This is a genomic window from Thermoplasmata archaeon (assembly GCA_015063285.1).
Classification (GTDB): Archaea; Thermoplasmatota; Thermoplasmata; order Methanomassiliicoccales; family Methanomethylophilaceae; genus Methanoprimaticola.
Genome location: SUST01000015.1, coordinates 1 through 14,196 on the forward strand (window position 1 = coordinate 1; position 14,196 = coordinate 14,196).

The following is a 14,196-nucleotide window of genomic DNA, read 5'->3' on the forward strand; positions in this document are numbered from 1 at the left end:
AAAAACTACCTATCCAGACATCCCTTTTCCACTTTCGGTTCGGTGTCTAAGGTTCCTAGATAATTCTGTTGAATCATCAATTCTGACGCTAGACTGGGGGTTTTCTCAATGCTACTCTCAAAGAACGACAATATAGGCTCGGTTCCATCAAATTAAAAAACTAGTCAGGCCGGCGCTGGGACCTGTTCCCACCTCTCACTTATCCAATCGGATCGTTTATCTTTCGACCAAATACGATTATTTTTCGATTTTTTCGATTAAATACGATTTTTTATCTAAAAATACGATTAAATACGATTATTTCATACAGTAGTGTATGGCGGAAGACTTGCATACCGAATACAAATCAGAGTTCTCCGATAAGATTGCCAAGAGTGTAGTGGCATTCTCCAACGGGGACGGAGGAGTCATACTCATCGGTATCGATGATGACGGAAACATCATCGGATTGCACAATGCAGACGAGACTGCGCTCAAATGCGTCGGAATGCTTCATGACGATATTCGCCCAGATGTGACACCGACCACTTCTGTCGATGTCATCAAGATGGATGGAAAGGATATCATCGAGATCATTGTGCAGGAAGGAACGTCCAAACCATACTATCTAAGACAGAAAGGAATGCGTGCCGAAGGCGTATACATCCGTCGCGGCCCATCATCCACCCCCGCCACGGACGAACAGTTCAATCAGATGATACGCAGAGCACGTTCCAAAGAGTATGAATCACTCAGATCATTCAGACAAGACCTGACATTCACATACGCCGAGAACGTCTTCCACAGATCCGGATTGGCATTCGATGATGCACACATGAACATGCTCGGAATGATGGACCAGGACGGGTACACAAACCTGGGATTCCTCCTGTCCGACCAATGCGACTTCCAGATGAAAGCCGCGGTCTTCATGGATGAACACAGGACCGGCTTCATCGACCGCCAGGAGATATCGGGCTCTCTTCTCAGACAGTACGATGATGCAATGATGTTCATCCGTAGGCACACCACCGTATCTTCGGAGATCGTCGGTACCAAGAGGAACGACCATTACGATTTCCCCACCGAGGCTGTCAGGGAGATCGTCCTTAACGCCATCATCCACAGAGATTACACCTCCAGCGGTACCACCCTGATATCGATGTACGGTGACAAGCTGGAAATCGCCTCTCCGGGAACCATCATGGAGGACATCTCACGCGAAGACATGTTCAAAGGGGTCTCGTTCCCCCGCAACAGGAAGCTGTCAGAGGTCTTCTACAGACTGGGCCTCGTGGAAGCCTATGGCTCCGGAATCCCGCGTATAATGGGCATATACTCGGACTCGGAAAGACACCCGGAATTCGATATAACTCCGGCAGTATTCCGCGTTACTATCTATTCCAAGAACGGATTCAAGGACATTTCCCTGAAGAAAGGAGATGTCCTGACCAGGTCCGACATTGAGGAACGCTTGGGCGTGAGCAAATCAAAAGCGACCATGATCGTCAACGAGATGGTCGACAATAACAAGCTGGAACGGATCGGTGTCGGGAAGTCAACGCGTTATGTGGTGCTCTGAGTCTGAAGAACTACCCTCACTCGAACATATCTTTGGGCGTCACGAGCTCTATACCCGATGACTCCGCCACCTCCATCAGCTCATCGGTGAATCCCGAACGGGAGAACATGCAGTATCTGATGTTATAGCAGTTCTTCAGGGATGCCGTATTCTTCCTGAGCTCCTCGAACTCCCTCACACCGGCCTCCTTGTTGCGGAACTTGTATTCGCAGACCAGATGGTATTCGCCGTCACCGTCGTCACATAGCGCTATGATGTCGATATCGGTATGCTCCCCGGCAACCTTGCCCCACCAGGAACCCACCTCCTTGCAATGATGCTTGGATCTGACATACTGCATGCATTCATCCTCGAAGGCAGGACCGTAGAAACTGCCGATCTCCTGCATAATCGCATTGTATCCGAAATCCCTGTCGGGATCCGATACGGCAGATATGTTGGGCAGTATGACATCGCTATGGAGCCTGATCAGCCCATCAGATACTCTAAAGAGCTGTTCCTTTCTCGGTGCCCCGCACATCGGATAGACCTTGGAGACGATCCCGATCCTCTCCATCTTCGATAGATTGTTCAGACAGGATTCAGGACTCTGACCGATGTATTCCGCAATCTCCTTGATGGTGACGCGTCCCTTCGATATGGCCCCGATTATCCTCAGATTGGTCTGGATGGGTGCAAGCTCGCGGATTACGGTATTATCTGCCTCCTCGCGCAGCGGCGCCAGTGGACCCAATAGAGAATTCTTGATGCATTCCTCTGCTGTGTCCCCAGACATCAGTATGTGATAGAGCGGGACCCCTCCGGCTATGGCATACACCCTCAGGAGATCCTCCTCGCTCAATTTTGGATGGAATGCCCTGCATTCCTTGTATGGCAACGGCCCTACCGAAATGGGTCCGATGAAACGCTTGTACAGAGGGCCTTTGGTATCGTTGAATATGTCTCCCATGACTGTCACGGCGGACCCGCAGATGATCAGCATAGCGTTCATGTCCTGGAGATCGTGATCTATGAAGATCTGCAGATACGAATTGCAGGCCGGTTCCGTCTCATACAAATAGGAGTACTCATCGATAACGATGACCATACGGTCATCCTCCCTATCCAATCCCCTGAAGCGCTCCAGGATATCCTGGAATCCTCTGGAATGCGTCGGGCCTTCTCCCAGATACTTATCCAGGGACCTGTCGAAGGACTCTATGGATTTCTCGTAAGAATCCTCGACGGCGGTGAGGATCACGTGCGGTTTGCCTTCGCAGAACTTCCTGATGATGGCGGTCTTACCGATACGTCTCCTTCCCCAGAGGGCCATGGTCCTGATCCCTCTGTTGGAATACCTCCTCTCCATCTCCTCGAGATAGATCTCTCTGCCGACCAATTCCATATGGACACTTCCTTCCAACATCATGTAATCATCACAACTAAATAAAAATTTAGTTAAATTATTTTACTAAAATTAATTTTAGTTATAGAAAATATCATATGAGCCAGATTTACAAATATTGACTTGGAACCCAACTATCGCCTTGGGTTATACTTTTTATCTTTTCACAAAATAAGGAGGAACAATGTCCAAAGTCTCCATCATCATGGGAAGCAAGAGCGACCTTCCTGTCGCAGAGAAGGCCATATCGATCCTGAAGAAGTTCGGCGTCGCTTTCGATATAGATGTGGCATCGGCCCACAGGACCCCCCACAGGGTAGAGGAGCTGGTAACGAAGAGCGATGCTGATGTGTTCATCGCCATCGCAGGACTCTCCGCGGCACTGCCAGGAGTGATCGCATCGTTCACCACCAAGCCCGTCATAGGGGTTCCAGTAAGCGGAACGCTCAGCTACGACGCACTACTTTCCATCGTCCAGATGCCTCCAGGGATCCCTGTGGCATCTGTAGGTCTCGACCGCGGGGACAATGCGGCCGTGCTTGCGATAGAGATGCTCGCCATCGGCTGTCCCGATCTTCAGAAGAAGCTGTCCGATTACAGGCAGGAGCAGGCGGACAAGGTCATTGCCGATTCCAAGAAGGTAAAGGAAGATGTTGGGTGCTGAGGATTTCATCAACGATACCATCGAGGACACCAGGTCCAAAATCACAGGCAAGGCCATCATAGCATGCTCCGGAGGAGTGGACTCCATGGTAGCCGCCGCACTGGTCCACAGGGCCATCGGAGACAGGTTATTGGCGGTCTACGTGGACAACGGGCTCATGAGGAAGGGCGAGACCGAGGAGGTCGAGCAGATGTTCAAGTCCATGGGCTTCAACTACGTCATCGAGGATGCATCCGAGGAGTTCTTCGCCGCCCTGAAAGGGGTGACGGAACCCGAGCAGAAGAGGAAGATCATCGGCGAGAAGTTCATCCGCGTCTTCGAGAGGAGGGCGAAGGAATACGGCGCAGAGTTCCTCATCCAGGGAACCATCGCTCCCGACTGGATAGAATCTGGGGACGGTGTCCGTGACACCATCAAGTCGCACCACAACGTCGGAGGACTCCCCAAGGAGATGGGCATGTCTCTGTATGAACCTCTGAGGGACCTCTACAAGGATGAGGTCAGGGACCTCGCCAGGATGCTGAACGTTGCCGCCTCCGAGAGGCAGCCCTTCCCGGGACCAGCCCTCGCGGTGAGATGCTTGGACGAGGTCACACCGGAGAACATAGAGGTTGTCCGCGAAGCGTGCTACATAGTTGAGGATGAGATCAGGAAGGCCGCCGAAGCGGGAAAGATGGAGCTCCCCTGGCAGTACTTCGCTGTGCTGCTTCCTTCCAAATCCGTCGGTGTCCAGGGAGACAGGAGGGCATACGGAAGGACCATCGCCATCCGCGCGGTGGCATCCATAGACGGTATGACGGCCACTTATGCGAAGATCCCCCTCGATGTCCTGGACGCGATGAGTCAACGCATCACGAACACCATGAAGCAATCCGTCAACCGTGTCGTGTACGACATAACGAACAAACCTCCCGCGACCATAGAATGGGAGTGAAAATACAGGCTCCTTCGGGGGCTGTTCTTCACAATTATATTTTTTATCTCCTTTATATATTAAGCACCAATATTTTAAGGACAGTGCAATTTTTCTGCTTATAACATTTTAAGGGTAGTGTAGAAATTGACCATAAAACATTTTAAGGACAGTGCATATTATAGATTATGGCGATGAAGAGGAAGATCTATTCGAAACTGCTCGAATGGAAGACGGAGAGCAACGGACAATCCGCATTGCTCATCGAAGGGGCCAGACGTGTCGGCAAGAGCTTCATCGTCGAGGAATTCGGAAAAAACGAGTACGATTCCTACATTCTGATCAACTTCGGAAAGGTCGGGAAGGCATTCAGGGATCTGTTCGATGACCTATCTGACATCCCCTTAGTCCTTCAGAAGATCTCCAGCATGATGCGTGTCAAGCTGTATGAGCGCAGATCACTCATAATATTCGACGAAGCTCAGAAATTCCCCCGCGCCAGAGAAGCAATCAAATTCCTTGTCGCCGACGGCAGATACGACTACATAGAGACGGGCTCGCTCATCTCCATTCATGAGAACGTGAAGGACATCATCATCCCTTCCGAAGAGAAACGCATAAGGATGTACCCGATGGACTTCGAGGAGTTCTGCTGGGCCCTGGGCGATGAGACCACCGTTCCATTGATCAGGGAACATTTCGAAAAGAAACTGGCGCTCGGAAACGACCTGCACAAATCCATCATGGACCAATTCAGAAAGTACATGATAGTCGGAGGGATGCCAAAAGTTGTTGAGATATACGCTGCCACCCTCAATTTCGGAAAGGCGGAGGAACAGAAGAGGATGATCCTGGACCTCTACCGTGAAGACATCTCGAAAAAAGCCAAAGATAACAAACTGAGGACCATGAAGCTGTTCGAATCCATACCATCGGAGCTATCCAAACACGACAAGAGAGTAACGTTATCAGATATTGAGAAGCATGGCCGGATGAACAGCTTTGACGAACCTATCTACTGGCTGGAGGATTCGATGATAGCTAACGCTTGCTACAACTCCACCGTCCCCAGCGCGGGACTGAATCTGAACACCGACCTGTCCTCGGTAAAGCTGTACATGGGCGATACTGGCCTGCTCGTAAGCCTGGCCATAAACGAGAACGAATCGATAGAGCATGACATCTACGATTCCATCCTCAATGACAAGATGCATCTGAACGAGGGCATGTTCATGGAGAATATCGTCGCCCAGACCCTGAAGAGCAACGGACACAGGCTGTTCTTCCACACATTCTACAAGGACGACGGGAAGAACCGCTACGAGGTGGACTTCCTCGTGAGGCACGGGAAGAAGATCGATCCGATTGAGGTGAAATCCAGCGGTTATTCCAACCATTCCTCGCTGGACTACCTGATGAAGAAGCATTCCAAAACACTTGGGCAGCCATACGTCCTGTTCTCGAAGGATCTGAAGAAGGAAGGGAATGTCCTGTTCCTCCCGCTGTACATGGCGATATGCCTGTGAATACAGGATTTCTTGATCATCTTTTTATCCGGCTATAGACGGATAAAACCATAATTCAAACATACTTTATCCTTCCATAGGAGGATAAAACCTCATTTTGGACGTGTTTTATCCTTCCATAAACGGATAAAAATTTGATAAAACATGTATTTGAAGACCGTAAAATCCCTTCAAAACCTGTATTTGAAAGCCCGAAAAACTTGATAAAACATGTATTTGAAACTAATAAATACCTGTAAAAACATGTATCTGCGATACGATGGAAAGGCTTGCAATTAGGTATCTGGAACAGTGGATTGTATCCCCTGACAGGAAACCGCTCATTATTTGGGGGGCAAGACAGGTCGGCAAAACATACCTCCTCCGTACCCTCTTCATGAAAGAGCACCCCAAGGCCCTATACATCGATCTAGCCAAGGATGAGGAAGCGAGATCGTTCTTCTCCACAACCTCCGACCCCGACAAGTATCTAAGATACATAGAGGCCCGCTACATGAAGAAGATAGGTCCGGACACGCCTCTGATATTCGATGAAATGCAGAGGTGCCTCTCAGTCCTCACATCCCTGAAATACTTCTGCCAAGAGCACAAGAAGATCCCCGTCATCGCTACGGGCTCCATGGTTAGACTGGCCATGATGGAGATGCAGAAGGAGAACAAGGATGACAGCTTCCTATTCCCCGTGGGCAGCGTCGACTCACTCGACCTCTACCCGCTTAATTTCGAAGAGTATCTCCTCAACGTCAACCCAGTGATGCTGGACCGCATTAGGGAATCATACAGATCCTGCAGACCTATGGAGAAGTACGAGCACGACCTTGCCACCGACCTCCTCCACGACTACATGTCGATAGGGGGCATGCCGGAGGCCGTGGACAAGTTCATCAGAACGGGATCCTACGTGGATGTCTCCAAAACCCTGAGTTCCATCTACGACAACTATCTGGCGGATATGAGTCAATACAACATATCCCCGGAGATGATCCTTAAGACAAGGAAGGTCTACCAGAGCATCTTCTCCCAGCTGAACAAGGAGAACCGCAACTACAAGATATCGCAGACTGACAAGGGAAAGACCAACCGGGACTATCAGAGCGCCTACATCTGGCTGGAGCTGGCCCGCGTAGTTCACAGGAGCCTTAACAAGACCGACAAGGTCACCCTACCGCTGTCCGACTCCGACAGCAACCTTTTCAGGCTGTACCTGGGCGACATAGGGATGTTCACCTATCAGAGCGGGATCCCCTTCTCTGATTTCATCGCAAAGGACAAGAGAAACTCCCTCGCAGGAGTGTTCTACGAGAACTATGTCGCTGACGAGCTGGCCGCCAAGGGTATCGACCTCTACTACTGGACCGGAAAATCCCATCATGAATTCGAATTCATAGTCCCGAACCGCGGAAGGGTCGTTCCGATAGATGTGAAGAAGGGTTCGGGCACCATGAATTCCCTCAAGGCGTTCCGCGACCATAACCCAAAGGAGCTGGCGATAAAGGTCTCATCCAACAACTTCGGCTACGATGAGGAGAACATGATCCTCACCATTCCGCATTACGCGATGTTCATGCTCGCGCAGGACCTCTCCGAGGATACTGACCCCGTCCTGGGATCCGAATAAAAGAGAAGACAGATACGTTTTTACCGTATCCGACCATCACATCATCCGATGAAAGTCTACGTCATCGACAACGGAAGCCAGTGGACACACCGCGAGTGGCGCGTCCTGAGATACCTCAAGGTCGAAACCAAGATCGTTCCGAACACAACACCGTTCGACGAGATCAAGGACGTGGACGGTCTGATCCTCTCCGGAGGAGCGCCCAACGTCGCCACCGAGGGCGCGGCCATGGGCAACAACGGAGAATATCTGGACAAGGCCGACTTCCCCATATTAGGGGTGTGCGCAGGTATGCAGTTCCTCTCAGAGCATTTCGGCGGTACACTGGGTCCAGGATCCACACCCGAATTCGGTGCCGTCCCGCTGAAGGTGACAAATCACGACGATCTCTTCAGGGACCTTCCCGACGAGTTCACGGTATGGGCATCCCACAACGATGAAGTGAAAGTAGTCCCGGAGGGGTTCGATGTCATCGCATATTCCGACGGATGCCCCCATGAGGCGGTCCGCTGCAGGGACAGACCGATCTGGGGAGTGCAGTTCCATCCTGAGGTCGAGAACACCGAGCACGGGGTGGAGATCTTCCAGAACTTCCTCAGGATAATAGAGGAGCACGATTACTGACGCTTTTCGGCTGACAATGGTAAGAAAAGAAATTTACTTACTATTCTTTCCAAAATTCAGTAGGGAACATGAAGACCAAGGAGGAGTTCATCGCGGAGCGCAAAGAGACCATGGGATTCATGATCTCCATGTACTGCAGGAAAAATCACGGTCAGGACCTGTGCGATGACTGCAAAAGGCTCAGGGATTACGCCTTCGAGCGCATCGACAGCTGCATGAACAACGATTCGCAGATCAGATGCGCTGGATGTCCCTCGAGATGCTACAACTCGGAAATGCGCGATAGAATCCAGAACGTGATAGGATTCAGCAGACCGCGCATGATCCTGCATCCAGTGATACTTTTCAAAAAATATTGAAAGGGTTATCGGGCCGACCGCTGAGGCCGGCCCTTGGCATTCTTTAGTGTTAGTTCAACCCTTTATCGCTTTAACCAGGGCACGGATGTTGTCCGCCGGGGTTCCGATGGGCACTCCGCATCCTGCGGATATGATGTTGAATCCTGCATCCCTGCTGTGTCTTGCGGCTGCAGCGACATCCTCGGGGGTTCCCTTGAACAAGGGGAATGCGCACCCCACGTTACCAACGAGACATCCTCTGTGGTTCGCGATCTCCACCGCCTTCTCCGAGGGGACCTTCTCCTCTACCGAGATTCCATCCGCATTGGTGTCTAGCATGTACGGGATGATCGGTGCGGAGTCTCCGCAGATGTGCAGGATCGACATTCCTTTCAATCCACCGAGACAGTCCTTGACGAACTGGCCTGACTGCACTGGGAAGTCGGTAGGCGCCAGGATATCGGTCGATGCCGACGGCTCCGACATCTGGACTACGTCGGCCCCGTTGTCGAGCATCGCCTGTCCGAACGCCTTGCAGTAAGGTGCGATAGCACCAACCCACTTCTGCGCCCTCTCGGGCTCGGTCCATACCGAGTAGACCAGGTTCTCCGTGTTGAGTAGATGTCCGGTGAGGGTAAACGGTCCGGTGTTCCCTCCGATGACCACATAGTCCTCTCCGTGCGTCTTGTGCATGATGGCCATCGCGTCGATGGCGGTCTTCACCCTTCCGGTGTTGAGGAACTCATCGATGTCCGGAAGGTTGTCCGGCTCGTCGTAAATCTTCTTCATCGGGTTGTACGTGAACGGATGTCCCTTCAGCATGGGCGATGATCTCTGGGTTCCCATATTGATGGGGCATCCCAGCGCCTCGGCCTCCTCGGTAAGGCAGAATCCCGCCCTCACCGATTCCAATCCGAAGTAATCCGCCTGGGCGCATCCCAGGGTGGCCATCTTCTGCGGGTCCGAATGTGCCTCCGGCCACTTCGCGCCGCAGGCCTCCATCATATCGATGGTGTCGCAGGTGGTGAACACCGCTACCGGAGGACGGTCGAGATCCTCCTGCTTCATAGCTGCCAATACTCTTTCTCTGCATGACATTGCCATTTCAATCACAACCTCGAATTGACGTACTTCACGCACTGCTGCGCGTTCTCGTCCCTATGATCCGCTCCTATCTCTTCGGCGAACGCCTGGGTGGTCGGCGGTCCGCCGATGGTGATGATGACCTTGTCGCGGTATCCGCTCTCCTTGATCATCCTCACGGCATCCTGCATGCTGTCCATGGTGGGGGTCATCAGGGTACTCAGACAGACGACCTCCGCCTTGTTGTCAAGCATATCCTTGACTACCTCTGCTCCGGGAACATCCTTTCCCGCGTCGCAGACTATGAATCCTGATGCGGTGAGCATGGTCTTCACGATGTTCTTGCCGATATCGTGGACGTCTCCCTGCACGACGGCCGTCACAGCACTCTTGCTGGTGAGGCTCTCGTCCTTGGGTATCGCCGGGATCAGCACATCCAAACCTTCGTACATGCTGTGCGCCGCGACCAATACCTGCGGGAGATACATCTTGCGCTCCGCATAATTGTCTCCGATAACTCCCATTCCCACGACCAATCCTTCATTGATCGCCGTAACGGGATCCATTCCTTCCTTCAGGGCCGTTTCTGCAGCCGCTTTCGCCCTTGGCGGGTCGCATGCGATTACTGCATCCGCTAGCTCCTTCAGGATCGCTTTCTCATCCATCTTATGCCTCCTTCTTCATAGATGTTGGTCGATCCAAGACCACACATAGGTCCAGGTTGGCCCATGTCCTGCCGTAAAAAACATCGTGGTGTTAGTATATCTAAAAGGATACGAACATGTTCGTGTTAGAATATCTGGATAACCCGGATGCCATATACCGGCACCCGGTAAGATGTTTAGGGAAAGAGGTTTGGAGGTCTTGTCTGATTAATCCTCACGCGTCGTGCTCCTTCTCCTTGGACAGGAACGCACAGATGCATCCGAGGACCATCAATCCCAGGGCCATCAGCCATACGGTCTTGTACTGGTCAAGGGTCTGATCGGTCACAAGGAAACCTGCTATGGTGATCAGTATCGCCCCTCCCGCGAACGGGAAGAGGTTCAGCGCAGCGGTGGAGGTCCCTGCCATGGCTATAGGGTACAGCTCCTTGATCTGTGCATACGATACCACGAAGAATCCTCCGAAGAATCCGAAGCAGAAGTTGATGGCGTATTGGACGATGTCATTGGTCAGTATGTCCTTGGAATCGGCGGTCAGGTAGATGAACGCCCAGATCAGGGTGTACACCACGGTACCGATTATGACGACCTTCTTCCTGGAATGGAGGTAGGAATCGGACAACTTCCCGGCAAGGGGGCATCCAAAAACCATTCCGACTCCTACCATGGTGAGCATCATACCCGCGGTGCCGGCATCGAATCCCCCAATGTTCTTGTAGTACGCACCGGCCTGCGATGCCTGCCATAGCATGATGGTCCCGTACATGACGAAGAACCATATCGCAAGGGGCCAGAAGTTGCGCCCGCTGAGGAAGGTCCTCTTCAGGGCCTCCACGGTACCCATCTTCTCGGAGGTGGACTCGGTTATAGGCTGTCCGGTCTCCTCGGAGACGATCTCCTCTATGCTGGGAAGATCCTTCTCCATGGGATGGTTCCTCACGAGGAGCCAAACGAGGAGCGCGATGAGCGCGGTGATAATGGCCAGCACTATGTAGGTCATCTCGATCCCCAGAGCGTCCATCATAAGGACCATCGGGGTGGCCGCGGCGATTCCTCCGACGTTACCGACCAGGAGCAGGATACCGCTCATGGTGGCAAACTCGTTCTTACGGAACCATACGGCAAGCACCTTCATGATCGGGATGTATACGACGGCCGCACCGATACCGATAATGAACTTACCGGCTATCATCAGGTTGAAATCGTTCGCCGTCGCGGAGTATGCGCTCAGCAGCGAACCCACTGCGATCAGGGCAACGAATATGGTGGCCGCCTTGCGCGGACCCATACGGTCCGTGAGAATACCGCTGGGGATCTGCATCAGGGTGTACGCGTAGAGATAAGCTGATGCCAGCAATGCAACCGAAGCCGTACCGACCCCGAAATAGTCCATAAGGGTGGTGGATATCGCACCGCCGGTCGTTCTGTGAAAATACACAAAGAAGTATGCGATAGCCAAGGCTATGAAAACCAGCCATCTGTACGAAAGCATCTTCTTCTTTTTAGTCTCATCAATGGTCATTCGAACCTCTCCTGGCGGGACATGGGGTACGTTCGACCAATGGTTATAGGATCAGGATATCGATAGATAACCGGGACTGCGAACATGTTCAATCGTTCCTCTTATCGGAAACGACGAACCCCTCCGAATAGAATCTGAAGATGTTGCGCTCCGCGGTCCTGAGCGTCACATTCAGAGAGGATTTCGATATGCCCAAAGCCTCTGCGATCTTGTCCAGATCCGTCTTCTTTGGAACGCTGTAGTAGCCCATCTCGACGGCCTTATTGAAACACCTCTCCTGTTTGGAAGTGAGGATGGGCTCCTGATTGATCGCGCCTATGGATTCGACCGCGAACTCGTAACCGTTCTCCCTGAGATCCTTGAAGAGCATGTGAAGACTGCCGCCGTCGGGACCTATCAGGGTCCATCTGATCTGGGTGTCGGTGATCGGGATGGCCGAGGTCAGGAAGCAGCCCGACCGGTTGATGACTGATGCTATCATACACTTCTTGTTGTTCACCATCGCAGTATACTGACACGGCGCCACGCGTGTGACGTTGGACCTTCCGCCCTCGTAGACGAAATCGCCCTGAGGCATGGAATCCGACGGATCCGTGATCCTGATGAACGAATGCCCAGAACCCTCCGCGGACATCGCACAGTTCTGTATCCCCACCTCGACACCCTCGGAAGCGATATCGATGGGCAGGAACCTATGGCATGGATGCTCCCTGGTCAGTTTAGACCTGTCCACGATGAGGCGAGCTCCATACATGACGGATAATATTTCCTCCTTAGTATTTATATTACATATAATGAAATTAAATCGGCTGATTATTCCATCGGAATGGTCTCTCCGCCGCACTTGGGGCACTTCTTGAGACTGGTCGCCACGGCGCACCTCGGACACACCCTGTCCGTGCGATCGTCCTGAACGATATTGGACATCGCCTTCTCCGATTCGAGCAGCCTGCGGCTCTCCTCCTCGCGTCTCTTGGAAGCCATGTGCAGTCCGATACCCAACCTGTATTTGACGGTATCTGGATACGGTCATTCCAAATTGACCAACTATGTACATTTACATTCGTTGGATGTTATTTCCAAAAATAGATCTCAAAAAATTCGTAATAGTTTGTTTCCGGAGGATTGACCTCCGGAATTATTGATTTCAATCCTTCTCGTCCTCTTCCTCTTCAGACTCCGGGAGCTCCTCGTCGAATCCCTCATCGAACTCGTACTCGTCCTCGGCCTCGAAGAGGTCGTCGGCGACGATCCTCATCCACTTGAACGCTTCCTTGTTGGACTTCTTGACACCGGTACCGTAGTGATACATCAGAGCGAGGTCGTACATTGCATTGGTGACGCCCTGTTCCGCGGCCTCCTTCATCCATTTGAAGGCATCCTTGTAGGACTGCTTCGTACCCTTTCCTTCGAGGTACATCGTAGCGACGGCGTACTGTGCCAAGGCGTGATCCTCTTTAGCTGACATCAGATACCATTTGAACGCTTCCTTCTTGGACTTCTTCACCCCGAATCCGGTGAAGTACATCTCCGCAAGGTCGAACTGCGCATAGGGGTTGCCCTGGTCCGCTGCGAGCTTGAACCACTTGCGGGCCTGCTCGAAGGACTGCTCGACGTATTCCCCGTCGAGATAGATCAGTCCGAGGAAGTACTGGGCGTTGGAGTTGCCCATGGCCGCCGCATCCTCGTACAGTTTGATGGCCTTCTTCTTGGACTTTCTCACGTCGGGATCGTAAAGGTACATTCCCGCAAGGTCGCACATCGCATCCGAGTGCCCCTGCTTCACGGCCTCCTTGTACCATTTGACGGCCTCTTCTGTGGATGCCTCGATCCCGTCGCCCCATGAATAGAGCCTTGCGATGCAGAACTGCGCATCGGCGTTGCCCTGCTCGGCAGACTTCAGATACCACTTGGCGGCGAGTTCTGGAGAGAAATGCTTGTCGAAGACGTCGTAGTAGATGTTCGCGAGCTCGTACTGAGCCTCTGCATCCCCGTCGGATGCCTTTATGACCAGCTGGTCGAATTTATCTGCCATGCTGTCAAGGATGGGTTTCTTTGCATAAAAACATACAACGTTAAATAGGACGCACGAAAAACATCTGGCTAGATATCGGACATATCATCCCTCTCGGGAAAACCAGGATTGTCAGTGGAATTGTAAGACTTCACGGACTCTCCGATGAACACACCTCGCTCCTTTATATATGCCGAATTCAAGACGGGTAATGTTATCAGTCCGTTTCACTCCGGACAAGACTGGGAACGCATCGAATCGCCATCCAACAATATCACTCGGAT

Annotated in this window: 13 protein-coding genes; 7 read left to right on the forward strand and 6 right to left on the reverse strand. The window is 52.1% G+C overall.

Annotation, left to right across the window (positions count from 1 at the left end):
* The first annotated feature begins 316 nt into the window (after positions 1–316).
* Positions 317–1,561: an AAA family ATPase gene (locus tag E7Z62_07455; GenBank protein ID MBE6522939.1), complete on the forward strand. Its 1,245-nt coding sequence runs from the start codon at positions 317–319 to the stop codon at positions 1,559–1,561.
* Positions 1,562–1,577: 16 nt separating this feature from the next.
* Here E7Z62_07455 and E7Z62_07460 read toward each other — a convergent pair whose 3' ends face one another.
* Positions 1,578–2,969 carry a hypothetical protein gene (locus E7Z62_07460; GenBank protein ID MBE6522940.1) on the reverse strand — a complete coding sequence of 464 codons (1,392 nt, stop codon included), beginning with the start codon at positions 2,967–2,969 and terminating at the stop codon, positions 1,578–1,580.
* Positions 2,970–3,129: 160 nt separating this feature from the next.
* Between E7Z62_07460 and purE the strand changes: the two genes are divergently transcribed.
* The 6 genes from purE (at position 3,130) to E7Z62_07490 (ending at position 8,649) form a co-directional block, all read left to right on the forward strand.
* Positions 3,130–3,609, forward strand: a complete 480-nt coding sequence (gene purE, locus E7Z62_07465) for a 5-(carboxyamino)imidazole ribonucleotide mutase (GenBank protein ID MBE6522941.1) — start codon at positions 3,130–3,132, stop codon at positions 3,607–3,609.
* Complete coding sequence (gene guaA / locus E7Z62_07470; GenBank protein MBE6522942.1) at positions 3,596–4,543, forward strand: glutamine-hydrolyzing GMP synthase subunit GuaA; 948 nt, start codon at positions 3,596–3,598, stop codon at positions 4,541–4,543. Before purE ends, guaA begins: the two co-directional genes overlap by 14 nt.
* A 173-nt stretch (positions 4,544–4,716) precedes the next feature.
* Positions 4,717–6,048: an ATP-binding protein gene (locus tag E7Z62_07475; GenBank protein MBE6522943.1), complete on the forward strand. Its 1,332-nt coding sequence runs from the start codon at positions 4,717–4,719 to the stop codon at positions 6,046–6,048.
* 259 nt (positions 6,049–6,307) lie between these two features.
* Entirely contained in the window at positions 6,308–7,666 is a 1,359-nt protein-coding gene (locus E7Z62_07480) for an ATP-binding protein (protein ID MBE6522944.1), read from the forward strand.
* 48 nt (positions 7,667–7,714) lie between these two features.
* Complete coding sequence (locus tag E7Z62_07485; protein MBE6522945.1) at positions 7,715–8,290, forward strand: GMP synthase subunit A; 576 nt, start codon at positions 7,715–7,717, stop codon at positions 8,288–8,290.
* Positions 8,291–8,400: 110 nt separating this feature from the next.
* Positions 8,401–8,649 (forward strand): nitrous oxide-stimulated promoter family protein, encoded by a 249-nt coding sequence (locus E7Z62_07490; protein ID MBE6522946.1) that lies wholly within the window; start codon positions 8,401–8,403, stop codon positions 8,647–8,649.
* A 54-nt stretch (positions 8,650–8,703) separates the two neighbouring features.
* Here the strand turns inward: E7Z62_07490 and E7Z62_07495 are convergent, their stop codons facing one another.
* From E7Z62_07495 to E7Z62_07515, 5 genes are all read right to left on the reverse strand, one after another.
* Positions 8,704–9,726 (reverse strand): MtaA/CmuA family methyltransferase, encoded by a 1,023-nt coding sequence (locus E7Z62_07495; GenBank protein MBE6522947.1) that lies wholly within the window; start codon positions 9,724–9,726, stop codon positions 8,704–8,706.
* 11 nt (positions 9,727–9,737) lie between these two features.
* Positions 9,738–10,376, reverse strand: a complete 639-nt coding sequence (locus E7Z62_07500) for a methionine synthase I, cobalamin-binding domain protein (protein ID MBE6522948.1) — start codon at positions 10,374–10,376, stop codon at positions 9,738–9,740.
* A 214-nt stretch (positions 10,377–10,590) separates the two neighbouring features.
* Positions 10,591–11,868 (reverse strand): MFS transporter, encoded by a 1,278-nt coding sequence (locus E7Z62_07505; GenBank protein ID MBE6522949.1) that lies wholly within the window; start codon positions 11,866–11,868, stop codon positions 10,591–10,593.
* A 118-nt stretch (positions 11,869–11,986) separates the two neighbouring features.
* The gene (locus E7Z62_07510; GenBank protein MBE6522950.1) at positions 11,987–12,955 is read right to left on the reverse strand and encodes a hypothetical protein; all 969 of its coding nucleotides are present in this window, start codon (positions 12,953–12,955) and stop codon (positions 11,987–11,989) included.
* 90 nt (positions 12,956–13,045) lie between these two features.
* Positions 13,046–13,933 (reverse strand): sel1 repeat family protein, encoded by an 888-nt coding sequence (locus tag E7Z62_07515; GenBank protein MBE6522951.1) that lies wholly within the window; start codon positions 13,931–13,933, stop codon positions 13,046–13,048.
* Positions 13,934–14,196 lie beyond the last annotated feature (263 nt).